Source organism: Streptomyces sp. NPDC094147 (genome assembly GCF_044764265.1).
Lineage (GTDB): Bacteria > Actinomycetota > Actinomycetes > Streptomycetales > Streptomycetaceae > Streptomyces.
Genome location: NZ_JBIWHT010000037.1, coordinates 21,498 through 38,707, shown reverse-complemented (window position 1 = coordinate 38,707; position 17,210 = coordinate 21,498). Strand labels below are relative to the sequence as shown.

Below are 17,210 nucleotides of genomic sequence, written 5' to 3'. Positions count from 1 at the left end.
AGGGGGAGCGGGGGCGCGTCAGTCCGGGACGACGGCGTGCCTCTGCACCCAGGCGTGCATCGCGATGGCGGCCGCGGCCCCCGCGTTGATCGAGCGCGTGGATCCGAACTGCGCGATGGAGCACACCAGTTGGGTGTGCTTGCGGGCCTCCTCGGTGAGCCCGGGGCCCTCCTGGCCGAAGAGCAGCACACACCGCCGCGGCAGCTCGGTCCGCTCCAGCGGCACCGCGCCGGGCAGGTTGTCGATCCCGATGATCGGCACGCCCTCGGCCGCCGCCCACGCGGTCAGCGACTCGGTGTCCGGGTGGTGGCGCACATGCTGGTAGCGGTCCGTGACCATCGCCCCGCGCCGGTTCCAGCGCCGCCGCCCGACGATGTGGATCTCCTTCGCCAGGAACGCGTTGGCGGTACGCACCACGGAGCCGATGTTGAAGTCGTGGCCCCAGTTCTCGACGGCCACATGGAAGTCGTGCCGCCGGGTGTCGAGCTCGGCGACGATCGCCTCGCGCGTCCAGTAGCGGTAGGGGTCGACGACATTGCGCCGGTCGCCGTGCGCGAGCAGCTCCGGGTCGTACCGCTCCCCCTCGGGCCAGGGCAGCGGATGCGGGCCCACCCCGACCTCGGCCGGGCCGAAGCCTTCGTCGTACTGAATGGGGTCGCCGGCCGGGGCGTCCTCGGCCGGGGCCGGCTGTTCGGTGCTGCTCACCCCACGAGCGTACGTGGCCGCTCGGTCTCCTCGGCCCGCTGCCGGCTCCGCTCGGGCAGCCGCGCGGACTGCCACCACCGGCTCGCCAGGGCGCCCACCCTGCGCAGGAAGGACGTCGGCAGGAACACGGAGTCCGCGGCGATCATCGCCAGCGAGAAGAACGGCAGGCCGAGCAGGACGGCGATCCCGGCGTGCTCCAGCATCATCGCCACGAGCAGCACGTTCTTGACCCGCCGATTGAAGAGCGTGAACGGGAACGCCACCTGCACCATGACCGTTCCATAAGTGAGCAGCATCACGATCACCCCGCTCGCGCCCAGCAGGGAGGAGACTTCGGGCCACGGCGAGAAGTAGTCCAGCTTCAGCGGGTAGAACAGCGCGGTGCCGTCCTGCCAGCGGCTGCCCTGGATCTTGTACCAGCCGGCGGTCGCGTAGATCAGGCAGACCTCCGCCATGATCACGACCATGGCCGCGTTGTGAACCAGGTTGCCGAGCACGTCGAGCAGCGCCCGCGACTCGGCGGCCGCGAACCTGCCCGCCGCCCACCACAGCCCCTGCACGGCCCACATGCCCCAGAAGACGACCCACAGCCACCACTCACCGCCGCCGGACACCCCCGAACCGGACGTGCGCCAGGTGCCGGCGAGCAGCGCGAGGCCGCACACCGCCCACAGCCCGGGGCCGACCCGGTCCCTGGCCGTTCCGCGCGCGGCGCGCCGCGCATCGAGCGACCAGACCTGGGCACACCGCGTGAAGACCAGATAGATCGCCATCAGGTGGATGACGTTGTCACCGCCGTCCCCGACGAAGACGGAGCGATTCTGCAGAGACAGCACACCGATCATGAAGACGACGGACACGGTGCGGGTGCGCCAGCCGAGCATCAGGAGCGCGCTGGACACCACGGCCAACGCGTACACGATCTCGAACCACAGGGCGCTGCTGGACCACAGCAGCGAGGTGAAGGCGTGGTTGCCCGCCACCAGCCTGCTGCCGAGGTCCCAGCTCCAGGGCCCGTCGGGACCGTACAGCTCTTGGCGGTGGGGCAGCTCGCGCAGCAGGAAGAGCAACCAGGTCCCGGCGAACCCGATCCGCACGACCGCGCTCTGGTACGGGCCGAGGGCCGCGGCCGAAACGATGCGCAGGGCTCGCGCGGCCCGGCTCTCGGTGGCGGTGGCGGGACCGGGCGCCGGGGGCTGCTCGGGGGCGCCGGGCAGGGCACCGGCCGATGCCCCGTCCCCGGGGTGCTGCTCGGCGGGGCGCGGGACTGCCGGGCCGCCGTGATCGTGCGCGCTCGTGGGCGGGGCGGCCGGGCCGCCGTGGTCGTGCGTGCTCACCGCTTCGCCTCCGTACGTGCGTCACCGGCGCCCTGGGGCAGGTCGGCCGGGGTCACCGTCCACCACGGCACGACCCGGTAGGAGGGCTGGGTGTCGATCTTCTCCTCGCTCCACGAGGGGCCCTTGACCGGCGTGGTCATGGACCTGACCTGGATCCGGTCGACGGTGCCGCCGTCGCGGTGCGCGCCGAGCCGGAGCATCACGATGCGGCGCAGGTACTGCTCGGAGAGCTCGCCGCGCAGGCCGTTCGGCTTGTTGTCGTCGCCGTGCGAACCGACGAAGAAGTCCCAGCCGCGGCGCAGTTCGTTCTGCTGGGTGTGGCTGGGCAGCGGGTTGTGGTGGATCCCGGCGCCGTCCTGGGCCGAGAAGTCGATCCAGTCGGTCGTCCTGGTCTGCCCGCTCGGCAGCCGGATCTCGGCGCGCGCCTGCACGGCGATGTTCTGCTGGAGCGGATTGGGCGCGAAGAGCTTCCAGTTCTGCTCGAACTCGGGGTACACCCAGTCGTCGACGGCCTTGCCGTACTGCTTGCTGACCGTGTTGGACGGCGCGACGTGCAGGAACACCATCCCGATCTGGACGCAGGCGATCACTGCGATGCAGGCCAGCGCGACGGCGGCCACGACCTGGAACCGCAGGGGCAGCCCGGCGATGCCGCGGGAGGAATCGGTCCCGGGGCCTGTTCCGGCCGCCGGGCTCCGGCCCGCCGGGTCGCCGTGGCCCTCATCGGCGGACTCGCCCGATCCGGCAGCACCGGCCTGGACCTGCGCAGACACCGCTCCGTCGGCCCTGCCCCCGGCTCTGGTCCCGTCCTTGTACGAATCCATCCCGCCCCGATCGGCACCCACTGAGTTATCCACAGGGTTGACACCCTACGGGCCGTCGACCCACCATTGAAGTCATTGAACCGAACGATCGGTCGGTAGGTGGATACCCGCACAGCAGCTAGGCAGGGGGCCGGAATGACCGGAGTGACCGCGACAGCCACGGCAGCCACAGGGACGGACGAGCCGTACCGGGCGGCGTTCGACGCGGCCGTCGCCGCGGACGAGCGGATCGAGCCACGCGACTGGATGCCCGAGGAGTACCGCTCCTCGCTGGTCCGCCAGATGGCACAGCACGCCCATTCCGAGATCATCGGCATGCAGCCGGAGGCCAACTGGATCACCCGCGCCCCGTCCCTGCGCCGCAAGGCGATCCTGATGGCGAAGGTCCAGGACGAGGCGGGCCACGGGCTGTATCTGTACAGCGCGGCCGAAACACTCGGCACCGGCCGCGAGGAACTGCTCGACAAGCTGCACTCGGGCCGCCAGAAGTACTCGTCGATCTTCAACTACCCCACCCTGACCTGGGCCGACGTCGGCGCGATCGGCTGGCTCGTGGACGGCGCGGCGATCACCAACCAGGTCCCCCTGTGCCGCTGCTCCTACGGCCCGTACGCCCGCGCGATGGTCCGCATCTGCAAGGAGGAGTCCTTCCACCAGCGGCAGGGGTACGAGCTGCTGCTCACCCTGTCCAGGGGGACACCCGAGCAGCACGCGATGGCGCAGGACGCGGTGAACCGCTGGTGGTGGCCGTCACTGATGATGTTCGGCCCGCCCGACGACACCTCGGCGCACTCCGCGCAGTCGATGGCCTGGAAGATCAAGCGCCACTCCAACGACGAGCTGCGCCAGCGCTTCGTGGACATAGCGGCCGGCCAGTCCGAGGCGCTGGGCCTCACGCTGCCCGACCCGGAGCTGCGCTGGAACGAGGAGCGCGGCCACCACGACTTCGGCGCGATCGACTGGACGGAGTTCTGGGAGGTCCTCAAGGGCAACGGCCCCTGCAACGAGCAGCGGATCAGCCAGCGGCGCCGCGCCCACGAAGAGGGCGCCTGGGTCCGGGAAGCGGCCGCCGCCCACGCCACGAAGCAGCACCCGAACGGAGAGGCAACGGCATGAGCACGCACGACTGGCCGCTCTGGGAGGTGTTCGTGCGCTCGCGCCGCGGGCTGTCCCACACCCACGCGGGAAGCCTGCACGCGCCGGACGCCGAGATGGCGCTGCGCAACGCCCGCGACCTCTACACCCGCAGGTCGGAGGGCATCTCGATCTGGGTGGTGCCGTCCACCGCCATCACCGCGTCCTCGCCGGACGAGAAGGACTCGTTCTTCGACCCGGCCGCCGACAAGCCCTACCGCCACCCGACGTTCTACGAGATCCCGGAAGGGGTGAAGCACCTGTGACGGCCATCGTCTCGGCGGACGCCGCCCTCGCCCTCGGCGACGACGCCCTGGTGCTCTCGCACCGGCTGGGCGAGTGGGCGGGCCACGCCCCCGTCCTCGAAGAGGAGGTCGCCCTGGCGAACATCGCCCTGGACCTGCTCGGACAGGCCCGGGTGCTGCTCTCCGAGGTCGGCGACGAGGACGAGCTGGCCTACCTCCGCGAGGAGCGGTCCTTCCGCAACCTCCAGCTGGTCGAGCAGCCCAACGGCGACTTCGCCCACACCATCGTCCGCCAGCTGTACTTCTCGACGTACCAGCACCTGCTGTACGGCGAACTGGCGGCAGCGGAAGGCGAGTTCAAGCCTCTCGCGGCCAAGGCGGTCAAGGAGGTCGCCTACCACCGCGACCACGCCGAGCAGTGGACGCTGCGGCTCGGCGACGGCACCGAGGAGAGCCACCGCCGGATGCGGCGGGCCTGCGAGGCACTGTGGCGCTTCACCGGCGAAATGTTCCAGCCGGTGCCCGGCCTCGACCTCGACTGGGCCGCCCTCGAAGAAAATTGGACGCGGTCTGTCACCTCCGTCCTGAGCCGCGCGACGCTCCCCGTCCCCGAAGGCCCGCGCACCGGAGCCTGGACGGCCGGCGCCGGACGGCAGGGCCTGCACACCGAACCGTTCGGGCGGATGCTCGCCGAAATGCAGCACCTGCACCGCAGCCACCCGGGGGCGTCATGGTGACCGACACGTCCCCCACCACCCTGGAGACCGAGCTGCGGCGCCTCGCGGGCTCCGTCCCCGACCCCGAGCTGCCGGTGCTGACCCTTGAGGAACTCGGCGTACTGCGCGGACTGCACCTCGAAGGACCCGGCCGGGTGCGGGTCGAGCTCACGCCCACCTACACCGGCTGCCCCGCCGTCGAAGCGATGTCCTCGGACATCGAGCGCGTGCTGCACGACCACGGAATCCCCGAGGTCTCGGTCGTACGGGTGCTGTCCCCCGCCTGGTCGACCGACGACATCAGCGCGGAAGGACGCCGCAAACTCGCCGAGTTCGGCATAGCTCCCCCACGGCCGCACACCGCCGATGGCCCCGTCGCGCTCACCCTGTCGGTGCGCTGCCCGCACTGCGGATCCACCGACACCGAGCTGCTCAGCCGCTTCTCCTCCACCGCGTGCAAGGCACTGCGCCGCTGCGTGTCGTGCCGTGAACCGTTCGACCACTTCAAGGAGTTGTAGATGTTCCATCCGCTCCGGGTCAGCGAGGTCGAGGAGCTCACGGACGACTCGGTGGCCGTCACCTTCGCCGTGCCGCCCGAGCTCCGCGAGACCTTCCGCCACCTCCCCGGCCAGCATCTCGCCCTGCGCCGCACCGTGGGGGGCGAGGAGATCCGCCGTACGTACTCGATCTGCGCGCCCGCCGTGGAAGCGCCGGCCGAGCCCGTGCTGCGCGTCGGCATCCGGCTCGTGGAGGGCGGCGCGTTCTCGACGTACGCCTTCAAGGAGCTGGCCGTCGGCGACACCGTCGAGGTCATGGAGCCGATGGGCCGGTTCGTCCTGGCCCCGCGCCCGGGACACTTCGCGGCGATCGTCGGAGGCAGCGGCATCACCCCCGTCCTGTCGATGGCGGCGACGCTGCTCGCCCGCGAGCCCGAGGCGCAGTTCTGCCTGATACGCAGCGACCGCAGCGCCGCGTCGACGATGTTCCTCGAAGAGACGGCCGACCTGAAGGACCGCTACCCCGGCCGCTTCCAGCTGATCACCGTACTGTCCCGGGAGGAACAGCAGTCGGGGCTGCCCTCGGGCCGGCTCGACCGGGAGCGGTTGACCGGGCTGCTGCCCGCGCTGCTGCCGGTGGCGGACATCGACGGCTGGCTGCTGTGCGGCCCCTTCGGTCTGGTCCAGGGCGCCGAGCGGGCGCTGCGCGGGCTCGGGGTCCAGCGCAACCGGATCCACCAGGAGATCTTCCACGTGGACGAGGCACCGGCGCCGGCCGCCGCGGCCGCCCCCGCGCACGCCACGCTGACCGCCACCCTGGACGGCCGGTCGGGCAACTGGCCGGTGAAGGAGGGCGAGTCCCTGCTGGAAACGGTCCTGCGGGCCCGCGCGGACGCCCCGTACGCCTGCAAGGGCGGCGTGTGTGGGACGTGCAGGGCGTTCCTGGTCAGGGGCGAGGTGCGGATGGACCGCAATTTCGCGCTGGAGCCGGAGGAGACCGAAGCGGGCTATGTGCTGGCCTGCCAGTCGCACCCCGCGACCAGGGAGGTGGAGCTGGACTTCGACCGGTGAGATCCCGCGAAGTCGGGCCGGGGGCATGGGCGGGTGCGGTCGCGCGGGCGCCCGGTCGGGGGCAGGCCAGCAGGCCCGGCTCCGGCGAGGGCCGGATCCTGGGTGCGCGCGTCGCCCCATGGCGGACGCGTGCCCATTCCCATCCCGTAGAACGTGTTCTATCTTGACGGTCCGTCAGATGCAGTCGGGTGCCGGGCACTTGACGCTGCGCGGCGGATCCGGACAGAACCGGTGCATGCGGGAGGACAAGACCGTGGACTTCACCTTCACCGAGGAGCAGCAGGCGGCCGTCGAGGCCGCCAAGGCGGTCTTCTCCGGCGTCGCGCCCGACGCGGTACCCAGCCCCGCACTCACCGCGGGCGCCGTCGCCGACGACTTCGACCGCGCGCTGTGGGCCAAGCTCGCCGCCTCGGACCTGCTGAGCCTGGTCCTCGACGCCGAGTACGGCGGAGCGGGCCTCGACCCGATCGCCCTGTGCCTGGTGCTGCGCGAGTCGGCGAAGGTCCTCGCCCGGGTACCGCTCCTGGAAACCAGCGCGGTCGCCATGACCGTACAGCGGTACGCACCAGGGCAGTTGGCGGACGAACTGCTGCCGGCCGTCGGCCGGGGCGAGCTCGCGCTGACCGTCGCCGCCAATGGCCGCACCGGACACGACGGCGCCGAACTCGCCGTCACCGCACGCCAGGACGGTGACCACTGGATGCTTGACGGCGCCCAGACCGGCGTCCCCTGGGCCCAGACCTGCGACCGCGTCGCCGTCCCCGCCCATACTGCCGACGGCCGTACCGTACTCGCCCTGGTCCCGCGCACCCACCCCGGCGTCACCCTCGCCGAACAGGCCTCCACCAGCGGCGAACGCTTCGCCGAGGTCCACCTCGAAGCCGTCCGCATCGACGCGCCCGCAGTCATCGAAGCGGACGGGGCCTGGGAGTGGCTGCGCGATCTGCTCGCCACCGGAACCTGCGCCCTGACCCTCGGCCTCGGGGAACGCGTACTGGCTATGACCAGCCAATACACCTCAAAACGCGAGCAGTTCGGCTTCCCGGTCGCCACCTTCCAGGCCGTCGCCGTCCAGGCCGCCGACCGCTACATCGACCTGCGCGCCATGGAAGCGACGCTCTGGCAGGCCGCCTGGCGCATCAGCACCGGCGCCCAGGGAGCGCTGACCGTCGCCGGTGACGTCTCGGTCGCGAAGATCTGGGCCTCCGAAGGCGTACGCCGCGTCGTGCAGACCGCACAGCACCTGCACGGCGGCTTCGGCGCCGACACCGACTACCCGCTGCACCGCTACCACGCCTGGGCCAAACAACTGGAGCTCTCGCTCGGCCCGGCCGCCGCCCACGAGGAAGCCCTGGGCGACCTGCTCGCCGCCCACCCTCTCGGCCAGAGCGCATGAGCCGCGCAAGCCTCGTAAGCCGGGCCGGAAGAAAGACGTAACAGCTAGATGACCGTTCCGGGCGCGCCCTGCGCGTCCACGACCTTGCGGCCCGACGCCTCCCACACCTGCATGCCGCCATCGACGTTCACCGCGTCGATCCCCTGCTGCACCAGATACTGGGTGACCTGCGCCGACCGTCCGCCGACCCGGCACATCACATACGCCCGGCGCCCGTCCGCCACCGCCTCGGTCACCTCACCGAAGCGGGCCACGAACTCGCTCATCGGCACATGCAGCGCGCCCTCGGCATGCCCGGCCGCCCACTCGTCGTCCTCCCGGACATCGAGCACCAGGGCATCGGCCGGCACCTCAGCGACATCCACCGAGGGCAGCTGGGCGAAATTCATGGGTCATGCCTTCTCTCGTACGAACCCGGCAGGTCACCCGAACGCTACTGCACCAGCTTCGCGAGTTCAGCCTCACGACCGGACACCTCCGCAAGGAGCTGCTCGGCGATCTCGTCGAGCAGCCGGTCCGGATCGTCCGGCGCCATCCGCAGCATCGAACCGATCGCGCTGTCCTCCAACTCCCGGGCCAGCAGCGCCAGCAGCTCCTTGCGCCGGCTCAGCCACTCCAGCCGCGCGTACAGCTCCTCGCTCTCGCTCGGCCGCACCTCGGGCGGCACCGGACCCGCCGCCCACTCCTCGGCCAGCTCCCGCAGCAACGCCTCGTCACCACGCCCGTACGCCGCGTTGACCCGGGCGATGAACTCGTCCCGCCGGGCTCGCTCCGCCTCGTCCTGCGCCAGATCCGGATGCGCCTTGCGCGCCAGCTCGCGGTACAGCCGGCGCACCTCCTCGCTGGGCCGCACCCGCTTGGGCGGCCGCACCGGCTGGTCGGTGAGCATCGACGCCGCCTCGGGGGAGAGGCCGTCGGAGTCCATCCAGTCGTGGAACAGTTCATCGACCCCCGGCATCGGCTGCACCGCCGCCCGCGCCTCCCGGGCCCGGCACAGATCCTCGGGATCACCGCTCTGCACGGCCCTGGCCTCGGCGATCTGCGCATCCAGCTCATCGAGCCGGGCGTACATCGGGCCGAGCTTCTGATGGTGCAGCCGGGAGAAGTTCTCCACCTCGACCCGGAACGTCTCTACCGCGATCTCGAACTCGATCAGCGCCTGCTCGGCCGCCCGAACCGCCCGCTCCAACCGAGCCTCCGGCCGCTCACCGGCACCGGCGGGCGGGCCGCCCTGCCCAGGCTCCCCGTCGCTCAGCGGGATGCCAGGCCCGGCCTCCCCGCCCAGCGGGGCCTCCGGCTCGGCCGCCGCGCTCGGCGGGGCGGTCCGCGGGTCGTCGTTCCGGGCAGTCGTACCGCCGGCAGCTTCGTCCGTCACCGGTCCAGCGTACGGGCGGCGGGGCGGGGGCGGGGGCCCCTCCCCCCTCCCCCTCCCCGCCCCACCCCGTCAAACCCCCAGCTCCGCCGCGACCCGGCCGTCGCGGACCGCGGCGGCCAGTACCGCGTGGTCGACCTCCGTGCGGTCGGCGTAGGTCACCGCGAAGGTGGCCATCGCGTCGTCGAGCTCCTCGTTCTTTCCGCAGTACCCGGCTATCAGCCGCGGGTCGACGCTGTGCGCATGGGCCCGAGCGAGCAGCGCGCCCGTCATGCGCCCGTAGTCGTCCAGCTGCTCGACGGGAAGCGCGGCGGGATCCACGCTGCCCTTCCGGTTCCTGAACTGCCTTACCTGGAAAGGCAGTCCGTTCACGCTTGTCCAGCCGAGCAGGATGTCGCTGACCACCTGCATCCGCTTCTGTCCGAGCACCACGCGCCGCCCCTCGTGCCCGGGGTCCGGTATCGGGAACCCGGCCCTCGGCAGATGCGGCAGCAGGGCCGAGGGCCTGGCCTCCTTCACCTGGAGCACCAGCGGTTCACCGCGGTGGTCCAGGAGCAGCACTACGTACGACCGTGTCCCGACGCTTCCCGTGCCGACCACCCGGAAGGCCACGTCGTGGATCGCATACCTGGCGAGCAGCGGAAGCCGGTCCTCCGACAGGGTTTCCAGGTACTGCTCCAGTGCGGCGGCGACCGCGGCGGCTTCGGCGTCGGTCACCCGGCGCAGTACGGGCAGCGCGTCGACGAAGCGCCGGCCGCCGTCCTCACCCTGCTCGGTCGCCTTGGCCGCGAAGCGTGCGCTGGTGTTGTTGCGGGCCTTCTCGGAGACCCGTTCCAGGGTGCCGACGAGATCGTGGGCTCCGGTGTGCGAGACCAGTTCCTCGTCGGGTATCGCGTTCCAGGCGTCGAGGACCGGCAGTTTCGCGAGCAGGCGCATGGTGCGGCGGTAGGACCCGACCGCGTCGAACGCCGCTGTCCGGCAGGTGTGTTCGTCGGCCCCCGCCTCCCGGCCGGCCAGGACCAGTGAGGCCGCGAGCCGTTTCACGTCCCATTCCCAGGGGCCGGTCACGGTCTCGTCGAAGTCGTTCAGGTCGATGACGAGGCTGCCGCGCGCATCGCCGTACAGACCGAAGTTCGCCGCGTGGGCGTCGCCGCATATCTGTGCGCCGATGCCGGTGACGGGGGTGCCGGCCAAGTCGTGTGCCATGAGTCCGGCGGAGCCGCGCAGGAATGCGAAGGGGCTGGCGGCCATGCGGCCCACTCGTATCGGCGTGAGCTCTGCCACCCGGCCCAGGTTGGATTCCTCCACGGCGCGCAGGGCGTCCGGCCGGTCGGCGGAGAGCAGCAGGGAATCGTGCGAGGCGCGCGGCACCCGGTCCCGCAGCGCCTTCCCGTTGCTCTTCGGCGACTCACTCCTCAGTGAGTCGTTCTTTGGCAGGTCACTCTTCGGCGAACGCGTACCCCGACCGGAACCGGAACCCGAACCCGAACCCGCCTTCGGCCTGCGGGCGAATCCCGGGACTTCGGGGATCCGTTCCCGCCCGTCCCCGGGCCCGGTCCGTCGCGCCGGTACCAACACGTCGACTCCGCCCATGGCGTGCCGCCTCCCCCGTCCTCGTACAACACTCGCGTACAAAGCCCTCGTACGACGTCAAGAGCTCAACTGCCCCTGACCGTACAGGCGCTGGCCGACAGCCGCCTCCCCCTGTGGATAACTCCGCGGGGCAGGCTGGACGGGCAGGTCGCGACGGCTGGACCGCCCGCTGTTTCACGTGAAACAGCGGGCCGCGTGCAAGGAGCGGGCCGCGTGCAAGGAGCGGGCCGCGTGCAAGGAGCGGGCCGCGTGCACACCGCGTGGTGGAGGAACCGGCCCTACAGTCCGGCGTCCCGCGCGAGGAGCGCCGCCTGTACCCGGTTCTCGCAGTCCAGCTTCGCCAGGATCCGGCTGACGTACGTCTTCACCGTGGCCTCGCTCATGTGGAGCCGCTTCCCGGCGTCCGCGTTGGACAGCCCTTCGCCGAGCAGCGACAGAACATCGCGCTCGCGCTCGGAGAGCACGTCGACCCGGCGCCGTGCCTGTTCGGCGCGGGCCGCGGCCCGGCCGGTGGCGAGCTGGTCCACGACGTGCCGGGTGGCGCCGGGCGACAGATAGGCGTCGCCCACCGCTGCGGCCCGTACCGCCCGGATCAGTTCCGCGGGCGCGGTGTCCTTGAGAAGGAACCCAGCGCCGCCGTGTTCCAGGGCGCGCAGGACGTTGTCCCGTTCTCCGAACGTCGTGAGGATGATCACTCTCGCCGCGGGTACGGTCCTGCGGAGCTCGGCCAGGGCGCTCAGACCGTCCATCTCCGGCATCTGGATGTCGAGCAGCACCACGTCCACGGCATGGGAGCGGGCGAGTTCGACCGCTTCCCGGCCGTTGGTGGCCTCCGCGACGACGTCAATCGCCGTGTCCGAGGTGAGGATCATGCGGATCCCGGCCCGGATGAGGGGTTCGTCGTCGGCGATCACGACCCTGATGCGTGGTCCCGTCACACCCAAATCCTGTCCTGTCCGCCGCTGAGCCGCCCCCGGGGACCGCCGCTAGCGCGCCACGTCGTACGACTTCTTCTCGATCAGCTTGCCGTCCTTGAAGCAGAACCGGAACACCGGCTCGGTCTTGAGCCCCTCACCGGCCTCGGAGGACATCAGGACCAGGCACCGGGAGCCTTCCGGTTCGGCCGGGCCCTTGCCCGCGAGGCCGGAGGTCAGCACGGTGTCGCCGCTCGGCAGCTGCTCACGGACCTGTGCCTCGGACGCGCCGACCTTGATCTTGTCGTACTCGGACGGGTCGATCATGCCCTTCTGGGCCGATCCGGCGAGCAGGAACAGCCCGACGACAGCCGCGATCACGAGGAGCACCACCGCCCCCACTGCGATTGCGCATCCCAGCGCGACGCCGCCGCCCCTGTTCCTGCCGCTCATGCCCAGCTCCTTCTCCGCGATGTTCCAGTCCACGACCGGACCACCGTCGCCGAGCGGCAGGGCGGGCGACTGCTGCCGGAAGTCGTCGCCGGTGTCTACGAAGGTCGCTGCGTCGGCCGCTCCGTACGGCAGGACGCCCGCCACGCGGAAGCCGCCGTCGTCGGTGGGGCCGGTGTGCACCATGCCGCCGACGAGCCGGGCCCGCTCGTGCAGCCCGGTCAGGCCCTGGCCGCCGCTGACCACTTCGCCCGCCTGGTCCGCCGCGGCGCGGTCGACCACTCCGTTGACGACCTCCACGACGAAGGAGTCCGGTTCGTAGCGCAGTTCCACGGTGATCGGGGCGCCCGGTGCGTGCTTGTACGCGTTGGTCAGGGCCTCCTGGACGATGCGGTACGCGGCGTGGTCGCCGGCGGCGGCCAGCGGCCGGGGCTCGCCGCTGCCGCGCAGTTCGACGGTGTTTCCGGCGGCGCGGGCGGCCGTCACCAGCGCCTCGATGCCCGCGGTGCCGCGGGATGCGGGCTGGGCCCCAGGCTCTGCGGGCGCCTCGATGCCGTCCCGCAGGATGCCGACGACTTCGCGCAGTTCGTGCATGGCGGAGACCGAGGCCTGTCGCAGCACCCCGACCGCCTCGCGCTGGCGCCCGGTCAGTTCCGGGTCCACTTCCAGGGCGCCGGTGTGCACGGAGATCAGGGCCAGCTGGTGGCCGAGGCTGTCGTGCATGTCCTGGGCGATGCGCTGGCGTTCACGCAGCCGTGCCTGGCCCGCGACCATGGCGCGCTCGCGCAGCAGTTGGGCGTTGTGTTCCTGCATGGCGCGCAGCAGCGTGCGCCGTTGCGACCAGTACCGGCTGGTGAGGCCCGGCACGACGGCCGCCGCCAGGAAGAACAGGGTGCCGAAGATGCCCATCAGGATCGGCTGTGCGATGGGCCACAGCACGGTGACGCCGACCACCAGATAGATGAGGAAGGCCCCGGTGAAAGCGGCCAGGGCCCGTCCGGCGCCGATGATGTGGCGCCCCGCCGACCAGGCCGCGATCAGCAGCAGCGGGGTCGTCTCGCCCGCCAGCATGGTCAGGGCGGCCCCCGCGAGCAGCACGCTCGCGGGCAGTGAGCGGCGCAGCAGCGACAGCGCGGCGACACCGGCGGCGACGGCCCCGGCCCGCAGGGGGCCGTCGCTGAGCAGCCCGGTCCCGCCGGCCATCAGGGCCAGCGCGAGCGCGAGCGCGACCTCGCCGGTGATCCGGCGCCGCGACCAGGGTTCGGGACCCTTCAGCAGGCGCCATCCGGACCGGACCCTCGATGACACATCCACGCCCGCACCCTAGACAGCGGGCGCCCTCCCCGGCGGCTCTCTTTCGTCGCGCCCCGCCGCTACAAAAGTCGCGCCCACCCCTCGACATCCGAAGACGTACGAAGGAAGCCCCGCAGATCCGAAGATCTGCGGGGCTTCCGACTTGTGCGCGAGGGGGGATTTGAACCCCCACGTCCCGAAGGACACTGGCACCTGAAGCCAGCGCGTCTGCCGTTCCGCCACTCGCGCAAGAGTGGTGTGCTGGGCTCTCTCACTTTTTCGGTGCGATTGCCTGGCGACGTCGAGAAGATTAGCACGCTGGACAGGGTGGATTCACATCCGTTGTTCGGGGCGACCCTGGTGGGGAGGAGCAGATCAGGAGAGAGGCAACCCCCGGTGTCGTTACCCGCTCCTCCTGAGTGCACTCCGGGTGCGGGACACTGTTGGGAAGCCACCTCTACGATCCGTACGAGAGGTGCGTGTGAGAGGTGACACTCGTCCACAGGGCACAGAAGGGGAACCAGCCGATTTCCCGACGCGTGGATACGATCAGTAAGCAGTACCAAGAGCACGACGCACAGCAGAACTGGCAGCAGTACCAGGACGGCAACGACGGAGGAGGTGCCCCATGGGAGTCCTGAAGCGTTTCGAGCAGCGTCTCGAAGGCCTGGTCAACGGCACCTTCGCGAAGGTCTTCAAGTCCGAGGTCCAGCCCGTCGAGATCGCGGGCGCGCTCCAGCGCGAGTGCGACAACAACGCGTCGATCTGGAACCGGGACCGCACGGTCGTACCCAATGACTTCATCGTCGAGTTGAGCGCGCCTGACTTCGAGCGGCTCAGCCCGTACTCGGGCCAGCTCGGCGACGAGCTGTCCGGCCTGGTGCGTGACTACGCGAAGCAGCAGCGCTACACCTTCATGGGCCCGATCAAGGTGCACCTGGAGAAGGCCGAGGACCTCGACACCGGTCTGTACCGGGTGCGCAGCCGTACGCTCGCGTCCAGTACCGACCAGCAGGGCCCGCAGGGACCCCAGGGCCCCGGCCCGGGTGCCCCGCAGCGCCCCGCGCCGACGCAGGGCGGCCGGGGCGGCTACGGATATCCGCCGGCCGCCGCGTCCCCGCCTCCCATGCCCTCGGCGCCGCCACCGGGCCGCCCCGGCGCCTCGCCCGCCGACCGCCGTCCGGCGGTGCCGGGACCGGGGCCGATGCCGGGCGGGCACGGCCAGGTGAGACGCTGGATCGAGATCAATGGCACCCGCCACCAGATCTCCCGCCCGACGCTGGTCCTCGGCCGCAGCACCGATGCGGACGTGAGGATCGACGATCCCGGCGTTTCGCGCCGGCACTGTGAGATCCGGACCGGAACGCCCTCGACGATCCAGGATCTCGGGTCCACCAACGGCATCGTGGTGGACGGGCAGCACACCACCCGCGCTACGCTCCGCGACGGCTCGCGGATCGTCGTGGGCAGCACCACCATCGTTTACCGGCAAGCCGAAGGGTGAAGCGGGGGCAATGTCAGAGCTGACCCTCACGGTCATGCGGTTGGGTTTCCTCGCCGTACTGTGGCTGTTCGTCATCGTGGCCGTCCAGGTCATTCGCAGCGACCTGTTCGGTACGCGCGTCACCCAGCGCGGTTCGCGCCGGGGCAATGACGCGAACCGGCAGCAGCAGACCGGCCGGCAGGCCACCGCCGCCGCGCCACCGCCCCAGCGCGGCCAGCAGCAGGGCGGCGGGCGCCAGCGCCGCGGCGCCCCGACCAAGCTGGTCGTCTCCGAGGGCACCCTCACCGGCACCACCGTCGCGCTGCAGGGCCAGACCATCACGCTGGGCCGGGCGCACGATTCGACGATCGTCCTGGACGACGACTACGCGTCGAGCCGCCATGCCAGGATCTACCCGGACCGGGACGGCAATTGGATCGTCGAGGATCTCGGGTCCACCAACGGCACCTATCTGGACCGGACCCGGCTCACCACCCCGACCCCGATTCCGCTGGGCGCGCCGATCCGCATCGGCAAGACCGTCATCGAGCTGCGGAAGTAGTACGACAATGAGCGAGCGGAGCGAGCGAGCCGCGGCGGTCCGGACGGACCGGGGCGGGCTCCCGACCGGAGGGTGGGCAGTGTGGCTCGACATGACCGGCTGTACCCCGAGGAAGCGTCGACAGGGCAGGTGCGCATGAGTCTGTCCCTGCGTTTCGCCGCCGGATCGCACAAAGGCATGATCCGCGAGGGGAACGAGGACTCCGGCTACGCCGGTCCCCGTCTCCTCGCCATCGCCGACGGCATGGGCGGTCAGGCCGCCGGTGAGGTCGCCTCGTCCGAGGTGATCTCCACGCTGGTCACGCTCGACGACGACGTACCCGGCTCCGACATCCTCACCTCGCTGGGCACGGCTGTGCAGCGGGCCAACGACCAGCTGCGCATGATGGTCGAGGAGGACCCCCAGCTGGAGGGGATGGGCACCACGCTCACCGCCCTGCTGTGGACCGGCCAGCGCCTGGGCCTCGTGCATGTCGGTGACTCGCGCGCCTATCTGCTGCGCGACGGCGTCCTCACCCAGATCACCCAGGACCACACCTGGGTGCAGCGTCTGGTCGACGAGGGCCGCATCACCGAGGAAGAGGCCACCACCCACCCGCAGCGGTCGCTCCTCATGCGGGCGCTGGGCAGCGGCGACCACGTCGAGCCCGATCTCTCCATCCGCGAGGTCCGGGCCGGCGACCGGTATCTGATCTGCTCCGACGGCCTGTCGGGGGTGGTCTCCCACCAGACGATGGAGGAGACCCTCGCCAGCTACCAGGGCCCGCAGGAGACCGTGCAGGAGCTGATCCAGCTCGCGCTGCGCGGCGGCGGCCCCGACAACATCACGGTGATCATCGCCGATGTGCTCGACGTCGACTCCGGGGACACCCTGGCGGGGCAGCTCAACGACACCCCGGTGATCGTCGGCGCGGTGGCCGAGAACCAGTTGCAGCTGAACGACGGCGGCGCCATGCAGACCCCGGCGGGCCGCGCCTCCGGGCTCGGCCGCCCGGCTCCCTCGCCCCAGGGGGGCTTCGGCCCGCCCGGCAGCGGCGACGACAGCGGCTACGGCAACCCGCCCGAGGGCGCCTTCGGCTCGTACACCGACGACGACTTCGTCAAGCCGCGCCGGCGTGGCCGCTGGGTGCGCAGATCCCTGTACATCGTGCTGGCCCTCGCGGTCCTCGGCGGCGGCCTGTACGGCGGCTACCGGTGGACGCAGACGCAGTACTACATCGGCACCAACAGCGACGGCACTCCGCACGTCGCGCTGTACCGCGGCATCAGCCAGGACCTGGCGTGGGTGAAGCTCTCCAAGGTGGAGACCGACTACCCCGACATCGAACTCAAGTACCTGCCGCAGTACCAGCGCAACCAGATCGACTCGACGATCACCGCGAGCAGCCTCGACAAGGCGCAGGCCAAGGTCAAGGAGTTCGCGACCCAGGCGTCGGCCTGCAAGAAGGAAGAGGCGCGCCGAGCCGCCGAGAGCAACACCCCCGCGAAGCCCAACACGGGCACCACCGGCAGCCAGTCCAACAAGACCACCACCGCATCTCCCACTCCCGGCCCCAGCCTCTCGGAGGACGAGCAGAAGCTGGTCTCCCAGTGCGGTAAGCAGTAGGCAGCCGTAGGGG

General features: G+C 71.1%; 17 protein-coding genes and 1 tRNA gene. 9 read left to right on the top strand and 9 right to left on the bottom strand.

Annotated elements, in window-relative coordinates; all coding sequences use genetic code 11:
• Positions 1-18: 18 nt before the first annotated feature.
• The 3 genes from ACIQ8J_RS31990 to ACIQ8J_RS31980 all read right to left on the bottom strand — a co-directional run bounded on the left by ACIQ8J_RS31990 (position 19) and on the right by ACIQ8J_RS31980 (position 2,815).
• Positions 19-705 carry a TrmH family RNA methyltransferase gene (locus ACIQ8J_RS31990; RefSeq protein ID WP_403276329.1) on the bottom strand — a complete coding sequence of 229 codons (687 nt, stop codon included), beginning with the start codon at positions 703-705 and terminating at the stop codon, positions 19-21.
• Positions 702-1,922 carry an HTTM domain-containing protein gene (locus ACIQ8J_RS31985; protein ID WP_403276362.1) on the bottom strand — a complete coding sequence of 407 codons (1,221 nt, stop codon included), beginning with the start codon at positions 1,920-1,922 and terminating at the stop codon, positions 702-704. Before ACIQ8J_RS31985 ends, ACIQ8J_RS31990 begins: the two co-directional genes overlap by 4 nt.
• Before the next feature lie 116 nt (positions 1,923-2,038).
• Positions 2,039-2,815, bottom strand: coding sequence for a DUF5819 family protein (locus ACIQ8J_RS31980; RefSeq protein WP_403276328.1), 777 nt, complete (start codon positions 2,813-2,815; stop codon positions 2,039-2,041).
• 186 nt (positions 2,816-3,001) lie between these two features.
• Here ACIQ8J_RS31980 and paaA point away from each other — a divergent pair, with 186 nt between their 5' ends.
• The 6 genes from paaA to ACIQ8J_RS31950 all read left to right on the top strand — a co-directional run bounded on the left by paaA (position 3,002) and on the right by ACIQ8J_RS31950 (position 7,925).
• Positions 3,002-3,982 carry a 1,2-phenylacetyl-CoA epoxidase subunit PaaA gene (paaA, locus tag ACIQ8J_RS31975; protein WP_403276327.1) on the top strand — a complete coding sequence of 327 codons (981 nt, stop codon included), beginning with the start codon at positions 3,002-3,004 and terminating at the stop codon, positions 3,980-3,982.
• Entirely contained in the window at positions 3,979-4,266 is a 288-nt protein-coding gene (gene paaB / locus ACIQ8J_RS31970; RefSeq protein ID WP_399048926.1) for a 1,2-phenylacetyl-CoA epoxidase subunit PaaB, read from the top strand. The genes paaA and paaB overlap by 4 nt, the downstream gene beginning before the upstream one ends.
• Positions 4,263-4,982: a 1,2-phenylacetyl-CoA epoxidase subunit PaaC gene (paaC, locus tag ACIQ8J_RS31965; RefSeq protein WP_403276326.1), complete on the top strand. Its 720-nt coding sequence runs from the start codon at positions 4,263-4,265 to the stop codon at positions 4,980-4,982. The genes paaB and paaC overlap by 4 nt, the downstream gene beginning before the upstream one ends.
• A complete protein-coding gene (paaD, locus tag ACIQ8J_RS31960; protein ID WP_403276325.1) occupies positions 4,976-5,479 on the top strand; it encodes a 1,2-phenylacetyl-CoA epoxidase subunit PaaD in 504 nt (167 codons plus the stop codon). The genes paaC and paaD overlap by 7 nt, the downstream gene beginning before the upstream one ends.
• On the top strand, positions 5,480-6,529 hold the full coding sequence (locus tag ACIQ8J_RS31955) for a 2Fe-2S iron-sulfur cluster-binding protein (RefSeq protein WP_403276324.1): 1,050 nt from the start codon (positions 5,480-5,482) through the stop codon (positions 6,527-6,529).
• A 253-nt stretch (positions 6,530-6,782) separates the two neighbouring features.
• Entirely contained in the window at positions 6,783-7,925 is a 1,143-nt protein-coding gene (locus tag ACIQ8J_RS31950) for an acyl-CoA dehydrogenase family protein (protein WP_403276360.1), read from the top strand.
• A gap of 44 nt (positions 7,926-7,969) precedes the next feature.
• On the opposite strand, the gene ACIQ8J_RS31945 is transcribed toward ACIQ8J_RS31950, so the two are convergent.
• The 6 genes from ACIQ8J_RS31945 to ACIQ8J_RS31920 all read right to left on the bottom strand — a co-directional run bounded on the left by ACIQ8J_RS31945 (position 7,970) and on the right by ACIQ8J_RS31920 (position 13,796).
• Positions 7,970-8,314, bottom strand: coding sequence for a rhodanese-like domain-containing protein (locus tag ACIQ8J_RS31945; protein ID WP_403276322.1), 345 nt, complete (start codon positions 8,312-8,314; stop codon positions 7,970-7,972).
• A gap of 44 nt (positions 8,315-8,358) precedes the next feature.
• The gene (locus tag ACIQ8J_RS31940; protein WP_403276320.1) at positions 8,359-9,300 is read right to left on the bottom strand and encodes a J domain-containing protein; all 942 of its coding nucleotides are present in this window, start codon (positions 9,298-9,300) and stop codon (positions 8,359-8,361) included.
• 69 nt (positions 9,301-9,369) lie between these two features.
• Entirely contained in the window at positions 9,370-10,890 is a 1,521-nt protein-coding gene (locus tag ACIQ8J_RS31935) for a DUF2252 domain-containing protein (RefSeq protein WP_403276318.1), read from the bottom strand.
• A gap of 278 nt (positions 10,891-11,168) precedes the next feature.
• Complete coding sequence (locus tag ACIQ8J_RS31930) at positions 11,169-11,828, bottom strand: response regulator (protein ID WP_403276316.1); 660 nt, start codon at positions 11,826-11,828, stop codon at positions 11,169-11,171.
• Positions 11,829-11,876: 48 nt separating this feature from the next.
• Complete coding sequence (locus ACIQ8J_RS31925; RefSeq protein WP_403276315.1) at positions 11,877-13,568, bottom strand: sensor histidine kinase; 1,692 nt, start codon at positions 13,566-13,568, stop codon at positions 11,877-11,879.
• 145 nt (positions 13,569-13,713) lie between these two features.
• A tRNA-Leu gene (locus tag ACIQ8J_RS31920) sits at positions 13,714-13,796 on the bottom strand.
• 379 nt (positions 13,797-14,175) lie between these two features.
• Here ACIQ8J_RS31920 and ACIQ8J_RS31915 point away from each other — a divergent pair.
• The 3 genes from ACIQ8J_RS31915 to ACIQ8J_RS31905 all read left to right on the top strand — a co-directional run bounded on the left by ACIQ8J_RS31915 (position 14,176) and on the right by ACIQ8J_RS31905 (position 17,197).
• The gene (locus tag ACIQ8J_RS31915; RefSeq protein ID WP_403276314.1) at positions 14,176-15,051 is read left to right on the top strand and encodes an FhaA domain-containing protein; all 876 of its coding nucleotides are present in this window, start codon (positions 14,176-14,178) and stop codon (positions 15,049-15,051) included.
• A 10-nt stretch (positions 15,052-15,061) separates the two neighbouring features.
• Complete coding sequence (locus ACIQ8J_RS31910; RefSeq protein WP_403276311.1) at positions 15,062-15,592, top strand: FHA domain-containing protein; 531 nt, start codon at positions 15,062-15,064, stop codon at positions 15,590-15,592.
• A 135-nt stretch (positions 15,593-15,727) separates the two neighbouring features.
• Positions 15,728-17,197: a Stp1/IreP family PP2C-type Ser/Thr phosphatase gene (locus ACIQ8J_RS31905; RefSeq protein ID WP_403276308.1), complete on the top strand. Its 1,470-nt coding sequence runs from the start codon at positions 15,728-15,730 to the stop codon at positions 17,195-17,197.
• Positions 17,198-17,210 lie beyond the last annotated feature (13 nt).